The organism is Pseudomonas sp. WS 5027, from assembly GCF_012985695.1.
GTDB classification, from domain to species: Bacteria; Pseudomonadota; Gammaproteobacteria; order Pseudomonadales; family Pseudomonadaceae; genus Aquipseudomonas; species Aquipseudomonas hygromyciniae.
Window position 1 is genome coordinate 85,814 of sequence record NZ_JAAQWU010000004.1, and the last position, 16,020, is coordinate 101,833.

Below are 16,020 nucleotides of genomic sequence, written 5' to 3' on the forward strand. Positions count from 1 at the left end.
TCCTTGCATGAAGGTGAAGCCTCTAGCCGTTCTGTAGGAGCCGGCAAGCTGGCGAAAAACCTGAGAGCACCGCTGGGCATCAGATACCCCGCGTTATCGTTGAGGATTCTCGCTGGCAAGCCAGCTCCCACAGGGGGGCCTTAAAGGGATGGCACCAGCGCCAGCCCGGACTCCCAAGGGTGGTCCGCCGCGCTGACGTTATCCGCCTCGCCCGGATTGAGCGCGCGCACTGTCACCAGTCCCGGCGCCGCGTTCGACGCGACGGTGATGGTCATGATGTAACCCTGGGTGCCGCCCGCATTGGTCTGGCCCGGAATGGCCGAGGCGTCGGGCAGGAACTCCGTGACCTCTGCCGTGACCCCAGGGTTGTTGAACTGGATCCGTGCGGTGGTGGCGGTGGTCTTGAGGTCGGCGCCTTGTACCACCAGCGCGAATTGTCCTCTGGTGCCTGGGGCCAGCCAGGCCGGCAGGTCGGTGGGCGACTGGCCGTAGAACAAGTCCAGCGGCAACAACTGCACCGGCCAGGGTTGCAGGCCATCGACCCGATCCTGCACGCAAAGCGATTGCTCCTGCGCGGTGCTCGGCATGGTGGTGACACTCAGGCCCACCAGCAATTGCTGGGCAATTACCCACACATAGTTCACCGGCTGGCCGTTGATGGTGATGTCGTTGATCGAGAACCCCGCACTTTCCGGGACCTCGAACACCGCCTGCAGGATCTGGTCAGAGCCGTTGATCGCCGATTTGGCGGTGCCGCGGGTAATGCGCCAGTACTGGCTCACATCCTGGCCTTGGGGGCCTTTCCATGCATCGAAGTTGGTCGGCTGTTGCAGGTACAGGGCAATGGGGTTGGTCAGGGAAATGCGGCTGGGGGTGGCCCCATCATTGGTCGCCCCATTGGCGGCAAAGCCGATATGGGGGTCGGAGTTGCGATAGTTCTGGCCATATTGCGCGCAGCAGATCAGGGCCTGGGCGCTTTGGCTGCTCTTCAGGGGGCGCATGATCGTGGCCGCCGCCGCCAGGTACACCTCGGCGCTGAGGGTGTTGGGCCCCGAGGTCAGGTGCATCGCGCCGCCGAACTGGCCGGGGGTGCAGGCAGTGCCGGAGTTCCATTTGTTGACCGTGTCGTAGGCCGGCAGGCCAGTGGTCGGGTCAATCACCGGGTCACCGGCCTTGCCGGTCTTGCAGTCGGCGGTGTAGCGCAGATAGAGATCTTGCAGTTGCACATTCGGGTCGATGTAGTCGCGATACAAGCCCAGCACGGCATTCGGATCGATGCGCCACATGGCCAGGAAGTACGCCGGGTTTTCACTGGTGAAGGTGATCTTGCGCATCTTGCCGTTGGTATCGCGCACGATCGACCACTCGCAGTATTCGTCCAGCCAGCCCCGTGGTCCGGAGGGCGAGAAGTCTTTGTATTTGCCGTTCCAGTCGATAGTCGGGCAGCGGGTCACTGGCAATTGCAGCAGGGTGCCTTTCTTGTCCGGGTCGTACAGGGTGTACAGGGTGCCGTTGATGGTGATCTGGCCGTTGTCGGTCAGCTCCATCACTTGTTGCAGGGTCATGGCCTTGTTGCCCAGTTGCGGAATCACCGCCGTGCCGTTGTTGTAGAAAAAGGTCCACAACCGATTGGGAAAGGGTTGCCAGGTAATCGCCGGCAGGGTCGTGTCGCCATAGCCCTCGACCAGCGGGTTGTAATAGGCCGAGCGGGGCGCGTCATACAGGCCTGACCACGGGTTGCCGATGATCGCCGCTTCGGTCCAGCCAGTGATGTCGTTGTTCCAGTCGGTTTCAAACTGCGGCAACTGGTCTTCCAGGCCCAGTTTGTTGTAGTCCTTTGGCGCTTGCCCAGCGGGGGAGGTGAATTGCTTGAAGGGCGTGCTCATGACAAATCTCCATGGGGGGTAGAAATGCTGCAGCAACCGGCACTCGGGGGAGGGTCGGCGAGGGTCTGGCGCGGGTCGTCCCACACCAGTTGGGCGATAAAGCCAGGCAGCGGCGCGTATTCTTGCGGCGCCAATACCCGGCCACTATCGAGATGGGTGACCAGCAGGCTCAACTGCACGGCGTCCGTGGGGCCAAGGTGCAACGCCGAGACACTGCGCGCGGCATTCAGTGCGCGGCAGACGCCGTGGGTGATGCAACGGCCCTTGTCATCCACCAACCCCATGCCGATGCGGCTGAAGCGCCCGATGTAGTGCGGGTTATCAGCGTTGACCTGCTGTGGCGTGGCGTCGGGCTGGTTGAGGAAAACGTCGATCAGGTAGGTGTCGTGGGTGCAGCGCACATGGTCGAACACCACCCATGGGCCGCTGGCCTGGACCTGCTCCTGGACAGGCGCGGCACTGTGCGGGCAGCAGGTGTTCGCGCTGGCGCGCCGGGCGCCGAAGGGTGGCGCCACCGGGGTGCCGTAGTCGTAGCCGATATGCCGGCTGTCCTGGGCCATATCGCCCAGGGTGGTATAGCGCCAGGCATCGGCACTGGTGAATGTGATCGACTCGGCCTGGCTGCCGGCAAACGGCTGGAGCAGGCACTGGGTGGTGTACTGCGCCGCCGGGTTGGCACGGATCCAGATCTCCAATACGCGATCGATATTGGCGTGGTAGGAGCAGAACACCGGGTCAAACGCGGTGTAGGCGTTATCGGCCATATCGCCGCCGATCCAGCCGTGATAGTTGTCGTGGGGCTGTTCAAACAGGCCATCGAAATTCAGCGTGCGGTTGGGGTACAGCTCGTCCTTTTGCGGTGGATCAAACACGGTGATATTGGCCCAGGGATACCCCGGCACGCCCTGGGGCTGGCTGAAGGTCCTGAATTTCAAGGCATCCACCACCTGCTGCTGGAAAATCCGGCTCATGCCAAACAGCTGTGTGCGCTTGAAGCGCTGCTGATCGCCCTGGGTGTAGAACAGCGGGTTGCGCTGCACGAAGCGGCAATCCACACCCTCGACCTCGCCCGAGGCACAGACTTTGGAGCGACCATCTTTGGCCGCCGCATACCGCAATGGGTTACGCCGCACTTCGCCGCTGTGGGGGTGTACATAGGTTTCATCGAGAAAGGCCTGGGGCAGGCCGGCCTGGGGGCTGCCATCGATACTGGCGTCCTCGGCCATCCAGTCCCAATACGGGATCGGGCAGTCGATCAAGGCTTCCAGGTACAGCAGGTAGGCGCGATGCCACAAGGCAAAGGCTTCCTGGTAATGCAGGCACCAGTTGGTGTGGATATAGGCATAGCGCTGCCAGGGCGAGCCATTGTCCGGGTTGCCGATTTGCATCACGTCGTCGAGCCGCGCACGGTACAGGTCCAGTTGCTCCTGGCTCAGCGCGCGGATGTCCTGGCGCACGCGCTTGACCGGGTGCGGCAGATCCGGAGGCGGGATGCGCTCGGCGATATCGAATGGCGAAAAGCTGTTCAGGCGCCAACCCTGGTTGACCCACAGCCGGAAGGTTTCCAGAGCGTCAATGGGCCAGAATTGCCGGTCGTCCAGGGTCAGCGGCATGTTGCGCGACGCCAGGTGCTGGTAGATGGTTTCGGACCAGGTCTTGACCGAGTCGGGGTCTTCCAGGAACACATCGTAGGCGTTCATGCAGCGCACCCACGAGCCTGCGACTTTGGCGCGATCTGCTGGTGGTATCCAGTAAGGCGCGGTGAAAAGCCCTTGGATATCAGCGGCCCATGTCGGTTTCGCGACTATCATAAGATCCCTCTCACGCGGCCCCATGCTGGATTTTCCGGGGCTGCTAAGCTGGAGTTGATAGTAACGGGCCACTGTGCAGTGAATTGTGCAAATTGGCCGCCCGTTACGGCGGATTCATTGCAGTTTTCTCAAGGAAGATGTGGAAATAATGACAGACGCCATGGATTTGAAAATTCTCGGCAAATTGCAGAAGGATTGCACCCAGAGCCTGGACCTGCTCAGCGACAGCGTGGGGTTGTCCTCGACCAGTTGTTACCGGCGCATCCGGCGCCTGGAGAGCGTGGGCATCATCAAGGCGAAAGTCGCGGTGCTGGATGAAAAAAAGCTGGGGATCCAGGTCACAGCGTTCTTTTTGATCAAGCTCGACAAGGACAGCAACGACATTGATCGCAAGATGCAGCACATCCTGGCCAACCACCCGGAGATTCAGGACTGCTACTTGATGACTGGGGAGTTTGATTTTGTGATGGTGGCCAAGTTTCGCGATGCCACGGAGTACACCGAATACATCTATCGGTTTCTCGACACTTACCGGGATATTCCGATCCGCACCTATTCGTCGACCTTGGTGGTGCGCACGGTGAAGAAGTCTTATGAACTGCCGCTGCAAGGCGTACAGCACCTTCCTCCAGACTTGTAGACGCCGGCTTGTATGGGAGCGGGCTTGCCCGCTCCCACAGGGTTATGTGTTCGCTGTCATGATCCGCTTGTCTATCAGGCCGCGACAGCCTGAAGCTGCAAGCTACCCTCGACATCCTTGACCAATCCGCTGGCCAGCAACAACGGCAGTAAACGCTTGTGCAACTGCGGCTCGACAAACTCCTTGACCGTCTCCAGCGCCAAGTCGCCACTGCCCGGCAGTTCGGCCTTGGTATAGGACAGCCAGGCCTTTTTCAACATCTGCAGCACATCACTGCCAGCGGTCAACGCAAAGCGCCGGTGGGTCACCTGGCCCTGGAAGTTGAAGCTGTGCTGATACTCGTAACCTTTCTCGTCACCCGCGCTGGCAACACAGCGCACGCAGGTGCAAGGGCCGTCGCCAAAGGCCGCCAGCAGATAGCTATTGAAGTCCACCACGGGCTTGAGCGACAGGCGCTTGTCCACTTCGAACAGGTCACCGGTCATTTTTGCGTCGTTACTCAAGGTGCATTTCCTCGCAGGTCTACAGCTGGTTTTTCAAAGCGCGGCATCATACCAGCACGACAGCGTGGGCGGTCGCCAAGACTTGCCCATGCCCAACTGTAGGAGCCGGCTTGCCGGCGAAGAACCCGAGAGCGCCTCAGCGTGTCAGGCATCCCGCGTTATCGTTAACGACCTTCGCCGGCAAGCCGGCTCCTACAGGGGGGTGTGGCCCAAGCGGCTCTTGATCCAGTCATACAGGTTATTGCCCTCGCTCGACAGTTCGCTGCTGGCCCGGCGGCACAGGTAATACTGGCGTCCGTCATCCACCGGCAAGTCGGACAGTTGCACCAGTTCACCCCGGGCCACCAGCGGCGCCACCAACGGTGCACGCAGCAGCGAGCAGCCAAGGCCGGTGAGGGTGGCGACCAGGGTCAACTGGCCATCCTCCAGCAACAGGCCATTGTGCGAGTTGCTGTGGTTGACCGCCGCCACGTCGAACCATTGACCCCAGGTGCCGCGTTCTTCGTCGTGCAGCAGTGGCAGTTCGCTGAGGGTTTGGGGGCTGTCGATAGGGCCGTGGCGCTGCAGGAATTGGCGACTGCAAAACGGCGTGACCGCGCCGCTGATCAATGGCTCGCTGTGATACCCCGGCCAGTGCCCGGTGCCGAAGCGGATCGACAGGTCGGCGGCATCGCTGGGGTAGCTGCGGTGGTTGGCGTAGGTGATGTTGATATCCAGCGCCGGGTTGTCGCTCAAAAACTGCGGTAGGTTCGGGATGAACAGGTTGGTGGCGAACATCGGGATCAGGCTGATGGTGACCTGGCGCGTCGCGCTCTTTTCCCGCACGTGCTCGGTGGCGCTGCGCAGTACCGCGAATGCCGAGCGAATCGCCCGGTAGTACTCGCGGCCTTCTTCGGTCAGGCCCAGGTTGCGGCCTTGGCGCATCGTCAGGGGTTGTTGCAGGAAGCTCTCGAGCAAGTGCAGTTGATGACTGACCGCCGAGGGCGACACCCCCAGTTCGCGGGCGGCGGCATTCACGCCACCATGGCGGGCAAAGGCCTCGAAGGTGCGCACGGCACGTAAAGGTGGATCGTTAGCTAACTGTTCTAAATTATTCATGTGTTGAATTAAATACCAAGTAAAAAGATAAATAAAGCGGCGTTAGCGTGGAAAAGATGCCGTAAATAGGGCGTTTGGTATTTGGTATAAACATATTCCTTTCAGATATTTGATAAAAACAGAATAAATAACTAGTGTTCCGCGCTCGGGCTTTTAGTCGGTGCGCCCTGGCACCGACGTTTTTTGTATATGGAGTTGATGGTTCTCATGGATGCGTTTATCCAGCAACTGCTTAACGGCTTGCTGTCGGGCAGTCTCTACGCGCTAGTGGCCTTGGGTTACACCATGGTCTACGGCATTTTGCGGATCATCAACTTTGCCCACGGCGATGTGTTGATGATTGGCGCGCTGGTGGGCCTGTCGGTGATCCGTGTACTGCAAGCGACCTGGCCGGATATGCCACCGGTGCTATTGCTGCTGGCGGCGGCGATGATTGCCATGGCCTTCTGTGCAGTGCTGGCGGTAGTGATCGAGCGCGTCGCTTATCGGCGCTTGCGTAACGCCCCGCGCCTGGCGCCGTTGATCAGTGGTATCGGCGTGTCGCTGTTGTTGCAGACCGTCGCCATGCTGGTCTGGACCCGTAACCCGCAGATGTTCCCGCAATTGCTGCCTCTGGAACCCATCGAAGTACTGGCCGGCGATGCCACCCATGCCGCCGTGACCAATGCCACCGCGCTGACCACCATTGGCGTGGCGTTGAGCCTGATGGTCGGGCTGCTGCTGTTGGTCGAGCGCACGCGCTTTGGCCGGGCCATGCGCGCCGTGGCCGAGAACCCGCAAGTGGCGAGCCTGATGGGCATCAACCCCAACCGCATCATTGTCATGACCTTCGCCATCGGCGGCGCCCTGGCCGCGCTGGCGGGCATCATGATGGCCAGCAACTACGGCAGCGCGCATTTCTATATGGGCTTTTTGCCCGGCATCAAGGCGTTTACCGCAGCGGTGCTGGGCGGTATCGGCAACCTCAAGGGGGCCATGCTCGGCGGCCTGTTGCTGGGGCTGATCGAAGCCCTGGGCACCGGCTATCTGGGGGCCGCCACCAACGGCGTGTTTGGCAGCAACTATCAGGATGTGTTCGCCTTTATCGTGTTGATCGCGGTGCTGGTGTTCCGTCCCCAAGGGCTGTTGGGCGAACGATTGGCGACCCGCGCATGAGCCTGGCAACCGCTGTGAGCCCTTCGAGCAAACGCGCCAGCCTTGGCTTGTTGCTGTTCGCCCTGGCCCTGGTGCTGGCCCCGTGGATTGTCGGGCATGCCGGCGGCAATACCTGGGTGCGTACCCTGGATTTTGCCCTGCTGTACATCATGTTGGCCCTGGGCCTGAACATCGTGGTGGGTTATGCCGGCCTGCTGGACATGGGCTTTATCGCCTTCTATGCGGTGGGCGCCTACCTGGCGGCATTGCTCTCGTCGCCCCATCTGTTGCAACAGTTCCCGGCCTTGCTGGCGCTGATGCCCGAGGGCATGCACACCTCGATCTGGCTGATACTGCCGCTGGCGGCGCTGCTGGCGGCCGGGTTCGGGGTGATCCTCGGCGCGCCGACCCTGCGCCTGCGCGGCGACTACCTGGCCATCGTCACCCTGGGCTTTGGCGAGATCATCCGCATATTGCTGCGTAACCTGGACCGCCCGGTGAACCTCACCAACGGCCCCAAAGGCATCGCCCAGGTTGATCCGGTGACGCTGCTGGGGGTCAACCTGGGACGCACCCAGGAACTGTTCGGCCTGCGCTTGCCCTCGGTCTACCTCTATTACTACCTGTTCGCCGCGCTGGTGGTGCTGATCCTGTTTGCCTGCATCCGCCTTGAGCGCTCGCGCATCGGCCGTGCGTGGATGGCGATCCGCGAGGACGAAGAGGCGGCCCAGGCCATGGGCCTCAATACCCTGCGCCTGAAGCTGCTGGCGTTTGCCATTGGCGCGGCGTTTGGCGGTATCAGTGGGGCGCTGTTTGCCTCGTTCCAAGGCTTTGTTTCACCGGAATCCTTCACCCTCAATGAGTCCATTGCCGTGCTGGCCATGGTGGTGCTCGGCGGCATGGGGCATATCCCCGGGGTGATTCTGGGCTGCGTGTTGCTCGCGGCCCTACCCGAAGCGTTGCGCGCCAGCATGGGCCCCTTGCAACAGGCGCTGTTTGGCCAGGTGCTGGTGGACCCGGAGATTATCCGCCAGCTGTTCTACGGCCTGGCGCTGATTCTGGCGATGCTGTATCGACCCGCCGGCCTCTGGCCGAGCCGCACAGGAGGTGCACCTTGAACCATCCGTTATTACAGATCGAGAAGGTCAATAAACAGTTTGGCGGCGTGGCCGCGCTTGATGACGTGAGCTTGAGTATCGAGGCCGGGGAAATCTACGGCCTGATCGGGCCCAATGGCGCCGGCAAGACCACCTTCTTTAATGTGATGACGGGGCTGTACACCCCGGATTCCGGGCGTTTCCAACTCGACGGCGAGGAATACCAGCCCACGGCGGTGCACCAGGTGGCCCGCGCCGGCATCGCGCGCACGTTCCAGAACATCCGCCTGTTCAACGCCATGAGCGCCCTGGAAAACGTTATGGTCGGGCGCCATGTGCGCACCCATAACGGCGTGTGGGCGGCCTTGAGCGGGCATTCGCGCGGGCGCGAGGAAGAAGCGCAGACCCGCGCCCACGCCCACCGCCTGCTGGCCTATGTCGGCCTGGCCGGGTTTGCCCACTACCGCGCCGACAGCCTGTCCTACGGCCACCAGCGGCGCCTGGAAATTGCCCGTGCCCTGGCCACCGAACCGCGCCTGCTGGCCCTCGACGAGCCGGCTGCCGGGATGAATGCCAGCGAGAAAGTGCAACTGCGCAGCCTGCTGGAAAAAATCCGCGATGACGGCCATACCCTGCTGCTGATCGAACACGACGTGAAGCTGGTGATGGGCGTGTGCGACCGCATCAGCGTGCTGGACTACGGCCGCGTGATCGCCGTGGGGGCGCCTGCCGAAGTGCGCCGCCACCCGGAAGTGATCCAGGCCTATCTGGGAGCCGGCGCCCATGTCTGAAGCGTTGTTGCAGATTGACGGCCTGAAGGTGCGCTACGGCGCCATCGAGGCGGTCAAGTCCCTGGACCTGCATATTGATGAAGGTGAACGGGTCACGCTGATCGGCGCCAATGGCGCCGGCAAAAGCTCCAGCCTCAAGGCCCTGACCGGGTTGCTGCCGGCCGCTGCGGGGCAGATCCGCTTTGCTGGCCGTTCGATCCTCAACCTGGCGCCCCATGAGCGCCTGACCCTGGGCATCGCCATGGTGCCGGAAGGGCGTGGCATTTTTGCGCGCATGAGCGTGCTGGAAAACCTCCAGGCCGGCGCATTCCTGCGCCGCGACCCACAGCAGGTGAACCTGGAAATCCGCCAGTTGTTCGAACACTTCCCACGCCTGGAAGAGCGCTTGCAGCAGTCGGCCGGCTTGCTCTCCGGTGGCGAGCAGCAGATGCTCGCCCTGGCTCGTGCGTTGCTGTCCAAGCCCCGCCTGCTGGTGCTCGATGAGCCGTCCATGGGCCTGGCGCCGATCATGGTCGAAAAGCTGTTCCAGGTGATCGATGATGTGTGCCGCCAGGGCATGACTTTGCTGCTGGTGGAGCAAAATGCGCGCCTTGCGCTGCAAGTGACTGACCGCGCCTACGTGATGGACACCGGGCGCATCAGCCTCAGCGGTGCCAGTGACCAATTGCTCGACCACCCCGAGGTGCGCAGTGCCTACCTCGGTGAATAACCCCATAACAAACGCCACCGGACGCCCGGCGTGTTTCGTCAACCCCACAGGCCATGAGGGCCTGCTGAGAAACAGGAAAAAACCATGAACAAGACTGCCCCCTTCAAACGCGTACTGCTGTTGAGCCTGGCCCTGAGCGGCGTGGCCCAGGCCGACCAGACGGTACTGATCGGCCTGGCCGGACCCCTGACCGGTCCATCGGCACGGATCGGCAAAGACCTGGAAAACGGCGCGCAACTGGCCATTGACCAGGCCAACGCCAAGCATCCGAAAATCAACGGCGAAGCGGTGACCTACAAGCTGGTGTCCGAGGACGACCAATCCGACCCACGCACCGCCGTCACCGTGGCCCAGCGTCTGGTGGACGAAGGCGTGGTCGGCGTGGTCGGCCACTGGAACACCGGCACCAGCATCCCGGCGGCACGGGTCTACCATGACGCCGGGATTGCCCAGGTCGCGCCGGTGGCCACTGGTCACGCCTATACCCAGCAAGGTTTCGACACCAGCTTGCGGATCATGGGCCACGACGATGACGGCGGCCAGGTCGCCGGCGACTATGCACTCAAGACCCTCAAGGCGCAGCGCATCGCCGTGATCGACGACCGCACCGCATTCGGCCAGGGCCTGGCGGATCAGTTCGTCAAGTCCATCGAGGCCGGTGGCGCCAAGGTGGTTGCCCGCGAATACGTGGACGACAAAACCATCGACTTCAGCGCGGTACTGACCAACATCCGCGGGCAAAACCCCGACCTGATCTTCTTTGGCGGCGTCGACTCCCAGGCTGCACCGCTGGCCCGACGCATCAAGCAGTTGGGGATCAAGGCGCCGTTGATGGGCGCAGGCGGCTTTGTCAGCCAGACCTTCCTGCAACTGGCACAGAACGAAGGCGAGGGCGTGATCGCCCTGGAACCCGGCCTGGCCGTGGCGCAGATGCCAGGCGGCAAAGCATTTGAAGAGGCCTACAAGGCGCGCTTCAAAAGCAACATCGAGCTGCACGCACCTTTCGCCTATGACGGTGTGGGCGTGTTGATCGCCGCCATCGAGCAGGCCAACTCCACCGATCCGCAGAAGTACCTGCCGGTACTGCGCGCCATCAGCTATCCGGGTGTGACCGGGACCATCGCATTCGATGCCCAGGGCAATCTGCAGAACCCGTCGTTCACCGTTTACCAGGTCAAGGCCAATCAATGGCAACCGGTGAGCGTGGCTGGCGGCAAAAAGTAACGCGCTGGATTTAAGTGTAGGCGCAGCTCATGTAGGAGCTGTCTCGCCCGGCGAGGCTGCGATGGGATCACCGCGGTGTATCTGCGACACCGTGGTGTCTGCATCGCAGCCTCGCCGGGCGAGACAGCTCCCACATTTGGCAGCACCCACATTGGATCTTCGCAGCCATTTTGAATGAGGCACACCATGAGCAAACTTGAAGGTGAACTGGGCATCCTGGCCCGCCGGCGCATCGAGGCTGAGATCATCAAACCGATCTACGAAATCCTCGTGCGCGAGCAGGGCAAGGCCTTTGCCGCCGCGGTGATTGGCGAAGCGGTGGGCAACGCCGCGATCCAGGCCGGCAAGCACTTTGCCGCCCAGGAAGAGCAGGGCGCCGACCTCAAGAGCTTCGTTGAGCTGCAAGTGCTGTGGGAAAAGGACGATGCGCTGAAAGTCGAAATCATCGCCAGCGATGCCGAGCACTACGACTACGACGTCAAGCGTTGCCGCTATGCCGAGATGTACCACGAAATGGGCCTGGGCGAGATCGGCCACCTGTTGTCGTGCAACCGCGACGAGCTGTTTATCGTCGGCTACAACCCGAATATCGAATTGACGCGCACCCAGACCATCATGGGCGGCGCGCCAAGCTGTGACTTCCGCTACCACGCCAAGCCCCAGGAGCCGCGCTCGTGAGCGCCCTGGCGCGGGTCAACGGTGAGCGCCTGTGGGACTCGCTGATGGAAATGGCGCAGATCGGCGGCACGCCCAAGGGCGGCGTGTCGCGCCTGGCCTTGACCGACGAGGACCGGCGCGGGCGTGACCTGTTCGTGGCCTGGTGCACGGCGGCCGGGTGCAGCATTCGTGTGGATGCCATGGGCAACATCTTCGCCCGTCGCGCCGGCCGCCTCGACCATCTGGCCCCGGTGCTGACCGGCTCCCACGGTGACTCGCAGCCCGCTGGCGGCAAGTTCGATGGCATCTACGGCGTGCTGGCCGGCCTGGAAGTGCTGCGCACCTTGAACGACCTGGCCATCGAGACCGACCGGCCAATCGAGGTAGTCAACTGGACCAACGAAGAAGGCTCGCGCTTTGCCCCGGCGATGATTTCCTCGGGGGTGTATGCCGGGGTGTTCGACCTGGAATACGGCTTGTCCCGCGAAGACAAAGCCGGCGTGACCATCGGCCAGGCGCTGCAACAGATCGGCTACGCCGGCCCGCACCCCGTGGGCGGCCAGGCGGTGCATGCGGCGTATGAACTGCATATCGAGCAGGGCCCGATCCTTGAAGCCCAGGACCTGACCATCGGCGTAGTCACCGGTGCCCAGGGCCAGCGTTGGTATGAAGTCGAACTGAGCGGCCGCAGCGCCCATGCCGGCACCACGCCAATGGATCACCGCCTGGATGCACTGCTGGGCTTTGCCCGGGTGGTGGAGGCGGTCAACCAGATCGGCCTGGCCCAAGGCGCCGAAGGGCGGGCGACGGTGGGCATGGCCAATATCTTCCCCAACTCGCGCAATGTGGTGCCGGGGCGGGTGTTCTTCAGTGTCGAGTTCCGCCATCCGGATGAAGCGGTGCTGGGCGTGCAGGACCGGCAACTGCACGAAACCGTGGCGCGGATCGCCGAGGGGATTGGCCTGCAGGCCAGCGTCAAACAGATCTTCCAGTACGCGCCGATTGCCTTCGACAAGGATTGCGTGGACGTGGTGCAGACCGCAGCCCAAGCGCTGGGCTATAGCCATCGGCGGATGATTTCCGGCGCGGGGCATGACGCCTGCTACCTGAACCAGGTCGCGCCGACGGCGATGATCTTCGTACCCTGTGTGGATGGCCTGAGTCATAACGAGGCCGAAGAGATCCACCCGCACTGGTCCACGGCCGGGGCGGATGTGTTGTTGCAGGCGATTCTGGCTTCGTCGCGTGAGTGATGGGTGGGAGCGGGCTTGCTTGCGATAGCGGTGGTTCAGTCACTATCGTTGGTGGCAGTTGCACCGCTATCTACACAACTTTCAGGCACTGACGAACGCCCCTGTGGCGAGCGGGCTTGCCCCGCGTTGGGCTGCGAAGCAGCCCCAAAACCAGCCGCTACGGTGTATCTGATACACCGCATTCGACTTACTGGGGCTGCTTCGCAGCCCAACGCGGGGCAAGCCCGCCCGCCACAGGGAAGGTCGTCAGGTTCTGAGAGTTGTGTAGATACCTATGGCTATCGCAGGCTTGCCCGCGATAGCGGTAGTTCAGTCACCCCCCGTGATCCGCCCAAACAGCCCGCCCATCACCTGCAACAACCGATCATCCGCGCCAGCCGCGCCTATCACTTGCAACCCCACCGGCATGCCCCTCACGTGTCCCACCGGCAGGCTGATCGAGGGTAGGCCAGTGAGGTTCCAGGCACTGGTATGGCTGAGTACGGCGGCGCGTACATCAATGTCCTGTTCGCCAACCCGCACCTGGCGCGCATTCACCGCTGTGGCGGTAATCGGCACAGTGGGTGAAACCAGCAAGTCATAGTCTTCGAACAAGCGCGCCATGGCCGCTTTGTACTGCGCCTGGCTGGCCTGTGCGCGAATGTATTGCCAGCCTCTGACCTCGCTCGACACCTCAAGGCGCTCGCGTACTTCCTGGTCAAATTTGTGCGGCGCATCGCGCATGCGTTCGGCATGTACCGCAAAGGCCTCGGCACGTTGCAAGGTCTGCAAGGTGTCCTTCATTCCAGCCGCCATTGTTTGCAGCGCGTCAGTTTCCTGCAGCGCGTCGCCAAACAGTTGCTGCGCCGCCCGGTAGACCTGCTGATACAGCTCGGCATCCACCGGGCCGAAGCTGTCGCACGTGATCCAGCCTACCCGCAACGCTTGCGGCGTGGCCGCAGGCAAGCACGCGCGTCCTGCCAGTACTTCGAACAACAGGCGTGCATCTTCAACGTGGTTGGCGATGGGGCCGACGTGGTCGAGGCTGGACGCGAGCGGGAACACCCCGTCCAGCGGCACGCTGGCAAACGAGGGCTTGAAGCCGACCGTGCCGCACAAGGCCGCCGGAATTCGGATCGAGCCGCCGGTGTCGGTGCCCAGTGCCAGCGGCACCATGCCGCTGGCCACCGCCGCGGCGCTGCCGGCGCTGGAGCCACCGGTGATGCAGCGCGCATCCCATGGGTTGCGCGCCGCGCCTTGCAGCGAGCGGTCGCCAGTCGGGCCGTAGGCGAACTCATGGGTCAAGGTCTTGCCGATAATCACCGCCCCGGCCTCGCGTACGCGTTGCACGCACAGCGCATCGTGGCTCGGTTTGAAACGGTCGAAATGCGCTGAACCGTAGGTGGTGATGTAGTCAGACGTGTCGATGTTGTCTTTGACCGCTATCGGCATGCCCTGCAGCGGGCCCAGGTCCACGCCTTGGGCAAACAGCGCGTCGACCTTGCGGGCCTGGGCCAGTGCCACAGCGGCATCGACGTGAACGAACGCATTCAACGCCGGGTTCAAGCGCTCGATGCTGTCCAGCGCGGCCTGCGTCAACTCGACACTGGTCAGGCTGCCGGCACGCAGGCGCGCGGCCAGCGTGATGATCGATTGACCAAAAAAGTATCCAGCGTGGGTAGGCTTCACCAGGCTCATAAATACAACTCCATCAAACAGCAGCAGGTTGAGAGGACGGCGCAACCTGACGCCCGCCCGGGCGCACCATCAGCATTGCGCTCATGCCCAGCGCCGTGGCCACGGCGGCGGCCACGAACATCGACGAATAGCCGTAACGCACGGTCAGGTAGCCGGTCAGCATGGGGGCGATAAACGACGCGGTGTTGGCGATAAAGTGCGTCATGCCGCTGTAGGCACCCACCCGGTTGGACGGTGCAGTGTCGATGACCACGGCCCAATAGACGGAGTTGGGCAGGGCATTGAGCGCGTTGGCCAAGGTCATCAGGGCAATCACACCCCATACGGTCTGGGCCTGGGAAACCATGATGAAACACAAGGTTGTCAGCAGCAGGCAGGTCGCGGCCAGCCAGCTGCGGGCGACTTTCAGGTTGCCGGTGCGGCGCAGCAGCAAGTCCGAAATCTTGCCGCCCAGCAGCACGGTGAAGCAGGCGCCGGTCCACGGGATCATGCCCATGTACCACAGCGACGACAGGTTGTAGTGGAACTCGTCCTGCAGGTATTTGGGGGTCCAGGTCAGCAGCAGGAAGGTCACGTAAACAAACGAGAAGTAACCGACGGCGTTGAACAGCAGGTCCTTGTTCTTGAAGAAGTGCCAGATCGGCGCAACGCTGGTGGTGGGGGTCGACGCATTGGCGGCCTCGGCGCGCTCTTTGCGCAGGAAGTCGAGTTCGGCCTTGGATACGCGCGGGTTTTCATCCGGGGTGTTGGTGAAGCGCGTCATGAAAAACACCAGCAGCGCCAGGCTGACCACGCCCAACACCACGAACATGCTGCGCCAGCTGCCGGTCAGGGTTTGCAGGCCCACAGCCACTGGCGCGGTGAGCAGTGCGCCCAATGGGGTGCTCAAGAGGCCGACCGCGACCACAAAGCCGCGCTCCTTGGGCGTGGCCCAGTTGGCCACGCTCTTGTTGATCACCGAGTAGGCCGGACCTTCGGCAAAGCCGAACAGCACGCGGATCGTGGCGAAACCGGCCATGGCCGAGCCGCCGAGAAACGCCAGCCCGAAGTCGCCGGCAAATGCCGTGGCGATTTCGAAGATCGACCAGGTGCCACCGGCGATCAGCCAGATGCGCTTGGCACCAAAGCGGTCGGCCAGAATGCCGCCGACCAAGGCCCCAAGGATGTAGCCGTAGCCGAAGTAGCCCAGGACATTGCCCCAGTCGGCTTTGTCGAAACCATACTCGGGAAGGATGCTCGCCGACGCATAGGCAATTGCGCCACGGTCGATGTAGTTGAGCAAGGCCATGAGCATGATCAGGAAGAAAATCTGGTAGCGGAAAGACGGGATAGCGGGGCTATTCATAGGGATCTGACTCTTCAAAATGATGGCAGAAGTCAAAAAGTCGGCCGCGTCCGGCGTATTTTTATTGGTTGCCCAAACGTTTGGGTAGGCGAAATGTAAGGTGGGAAAAAAATTTAGTCAAACGTTTGGGTAAAGATTTATCTGCGGCTGCGGTACGCCCGTTCGGGTAGAATCTGCGCGCTCAATAAACAGACA

General features: G+C 62.3%; 14 protein-coding genes. 8 read left to right on the plus strand and 6 right to left on the minus strand.

What is annotated here, in order from left to right; all coding sequences use genetic code 11:
- Positions 1–140: 140 nt before the first annotated feature.
- Together HBO09_RS06940 and HBO09_RS06945 are read right to left on the minus strand one after the other, a co-directional pair.
- Positions 141–1,886 (minus strand): hypothetical protein, encoded by a 1,746-nt coding sequence (locus HBO09_RS06940; protein WP_169996431.1) that lies wholly within the window; start codon positions 1,884–1,886, stop codon positions 141–143.
- On the minus strand, positions 1,883–3,697 hold the full coding sequence (locus HBO09_RS06945) for a tyrosinase family protein (protein WP_169996429.1): 1,815 nt from the start codon (positions 3,695–3,697) through the stop codon (positions 1,883–1,885). Before HBO09_RS06945 ends, HBO09_RS06940 begins: the two co-directional genes overlap by 4 nt.
- A gap of 160 nt (positions 3,698–3,857) precedes the next feature.
- On the opposite strand from HBO09_RS06945, the gene HBO09_RS06950 reads away from it, so the two are divergent.
- On the plus strand, positions 3,858–4,337 hold the full coding sequence (locus HBO09_RS06950; RefSeq protein ID WP_029292979.1) for an Lrp/AsnC family transcriptional regulator: 480 nt from the start codon (positions 3,858–3,860) through the stop codon (positions 4,335–4,337).
- A 74-nt stretch (positions 4,338–4,411) separates the two neighbouring features.
- Here the strand turns inward: HBO09_RS06950 and HBO09_RS06955 are convergent, their stop codons facing one another.
- Both HBO09_RS06955 and HBO09_RS06960 read right to left on the minus strand, forming a co-directional pair.
- Entirely contained in the window at positions 4,412–4,840 is a 429-nt protein-coding gene (locus HBO09_RS06955; RefSeq protein WP_170060857.1) for a hypothetical protein, read from the minus strand.
- A gap of 192 nt (positions 4,841–5,032) precedes the next feature.
- Positions 5,033–5,938, minus strand: coding sequence for a LysR substrate-binding domain-containing protein (locus tag HBO09_RS06960; protein WP_169996425.1), 906 nt, complete (start codon positions 5,936–5,938; stop codon positions 5,033–5,035).
- Between the two features lie 207 nt (positions 5,939–6,145).
- Between HBO09_RS06960 and HBO09_RS06965 the strand changes: the two genes are divergently transcribed.
- The 7 genes from HBO09_RS06965 (at position 6,146) to HBO09_RS06995 (ending at position 12,803) form a co-directional block, all read left to right on the plus strand.
- Positions 6,146–7,093, plus strand: coding sequence for a branched-chain amino acid ABC transporter permease (locus tag HBO09_RS06965; protein ID WP_169996551.1), 948 nt, complete (start codon positions 6,146–6,148; stop codon positions 7,091–7,093).
- Positions 7,090–8,190 carry an ABC transporter ATP-binding protein gene (locus HBO09_RS06970; protein ID WP_169996423.1) on the plus strand — a complete coding sequence of 367 codons (1,101 nt, stop codon included), beginning with the start codon at positions 7,090–7,092 and terminating at the stop codon, positions 8,188–8,190. Before HBO09_RS06965 ends, HBO09_RS06970 begins: the two co-directional genes overlap by 4 nt.
- Positions 8,187–8,960, plus strand: coding sequence for an ABC transporter ATP-binding protein (locus HBO09_RS06975; RefSeq protein ID WP_169996421.1), 774 nt, complete (start codon positions 8,187–8,189; stop codon positions 8,958–8,960). The genes HBO09_RS06970 and HBO09_RS06975 overlap by 4 nt, the downstream gene beginning before the upstream one ends.
- On the plus strand, positions 8,953–9,669 hold the full coding sequence (locus HBO09_RS06980) for an ABC transporter ATP-binding protein (RefSeq protein WP_092235636.1): 717 nt from the start codon (positions 8,953–8,955) through the stop codon (positions 9,667–9,669). Before HBO09_RS06975 ends, HBO09_RS06980 begins: the two co-directional genes overlap by 8 nt.
- 84 nt (positions 9,670–9,753) lie before the next feature.
- A complete protein-coding gene (locus HBO09_RS06985) occupies positions 9,754–10,893 on the plus strand; it encodes a branched-chain amino acid ABC transporter substrate-binding protein (protein ID WP_169996418.1) in 1,140 nt (379 codons plus the stop codon).
- Between the two features lie 186 nt (positions 10,894–11,079).
- Positions 11,080–11,571 carry an L-2-amino-thiazoline-4-carboxylic acid hydrolase gene (locus HBO09_RS06990; protein ID WP_029292963.1) on the plus strand — a complete coding sequence of 164 codons (492 nt, stop codon included), beginning with the start codon at positions 11,080–11,082 and terminating at the stop codon, positions 11,569–11,571.
- On the plus strand, positions 11,568–12,803 hold the full coding sequence (locus HBO09_RS06995; RefSeq protein ID WP_169996414.1) for a Zn-dependent hydrolase: 1,236 nt from the start codon (positions 11,568–11,570) through the stop codon (positions 12,801–12,803). Before HBO09_RS06990 ends, HBO09_RS06995 begins: the two co-directional genes overlap by 4 nt.
- Positions 12,804–13,112: 309 nt before the next feature.
- On the opposite strand, the gene HBO09_RS07000 is transcribed toward HBO09_RS06995, so the two are convergent.
- Positions 13,113–14,480 carry an amidase gene (locus HBO09_RS07000; RefSeq protein WP_169996411.1) on the minus strand — a complete coding sequence of 456 codons (1,368 nt, stop codon included), beginning with the start codon at positions 14,478–14,480 and terminating at the stop codon, positions 13,113–13,115.
- Positions 14,481–14,493: 13 nt separating this feature from the next.
- The gene (locus HBO09_RS07005) at positions 14,494–15,825 is read right to left on the minus strand and encodes an MFS transporter (protein WP_169996409.1); all 1,332 of its coding nucleotides are present in this window, start codon (positions 15,823–15,825) and stop codon (positions 14,494–14,496) included.
- Between the last annotated feature and the right edge of the window lie 195 nt (positions 15,826–16,020).

Excerpts from the sequence above, each read along its gene's own strand:
- HBO09_RS06970 (WP_169996423.1), top strand. The coding sequence starts at position 7,090 with ATGAGCCTGGCAACCGCTGTGAGCCCTTCGAGCAAACGCGCCAGCCTT.
- HBO09_RS06960 (WP_169996425.1), bottom strand. The coding sequence starts at position 5,938 with ATGAATAATTTAGAACAGTTAGCTAACGATCCACCTTTACGTGCCGTG.
- HBO09_RS07000 (WP_169996411.1), bottom strand. The coding sequence starts at position 14,480 with ATGAGCCTGGTGAAGCCTACCCACGCTGGATACTTTTTTGGTCAATCG.
- HBO09_RS07005 (WP_169996409.1), bottom strand. The coding sequence starts at position 15,825 with ATGAATAGCCCCGCTATCCCGTCTTTCCGCTACCAGATTTTCTTCCTG.
- HBO09_RS06945 (WP_169996429.1), bottom strand. The coding sequence starts at position 3,697 with ATGATAGTCGCGAAACCGACATGGGCCGCTGATATCCAAGGGCTTTTC.
- HBO09_RS06985 (WP_169996418.1), top strand. The coding sequence starts at position 9,754 with ATGAACAAGACTGCCCCCTTCAAACGCGTACTGCTGTTGAGCCTGGCC.
- HBO09_RS06980 (WP_092235636.1), top strand. The coding sequence starts at position 8,953 with ATGTCTGAAGCGTTGTTGCAGATTGACGGCCTGAAGGTGCGCTACGGC.
- HBO09_RS06990 (WP_029292963.1), top strand. The coding sequence starts at position 11,080 with ATGAGCAAACTTGAAGGTGAACTGGGCATCCTGGCCCGCCGGCGCATC.
- HBO09_RS06940 (WP_169996431.1), bottom strand. The coding sequence starts at position 1,886 with ATGAGCACGCCCTTCAAGCAATTCACCTCCCCCGCTGGGCAAGCGCCA.
- HBO09_RS06950 (WP_029292979.1), top strand. The coding sequence starts at position 3,858 with ATGGATTTGAAAATTCTCGGCAAATTGCAGAAGGATTGCACCCAGAGC.
- HBO09_RS06965 (WP_169996551.1), top strand. The coding sequence starts at position 6,146 with ATGGATGCGTTTATCCAGCAACTGCTTAACGGCTTGCTGTCGGGCAGT.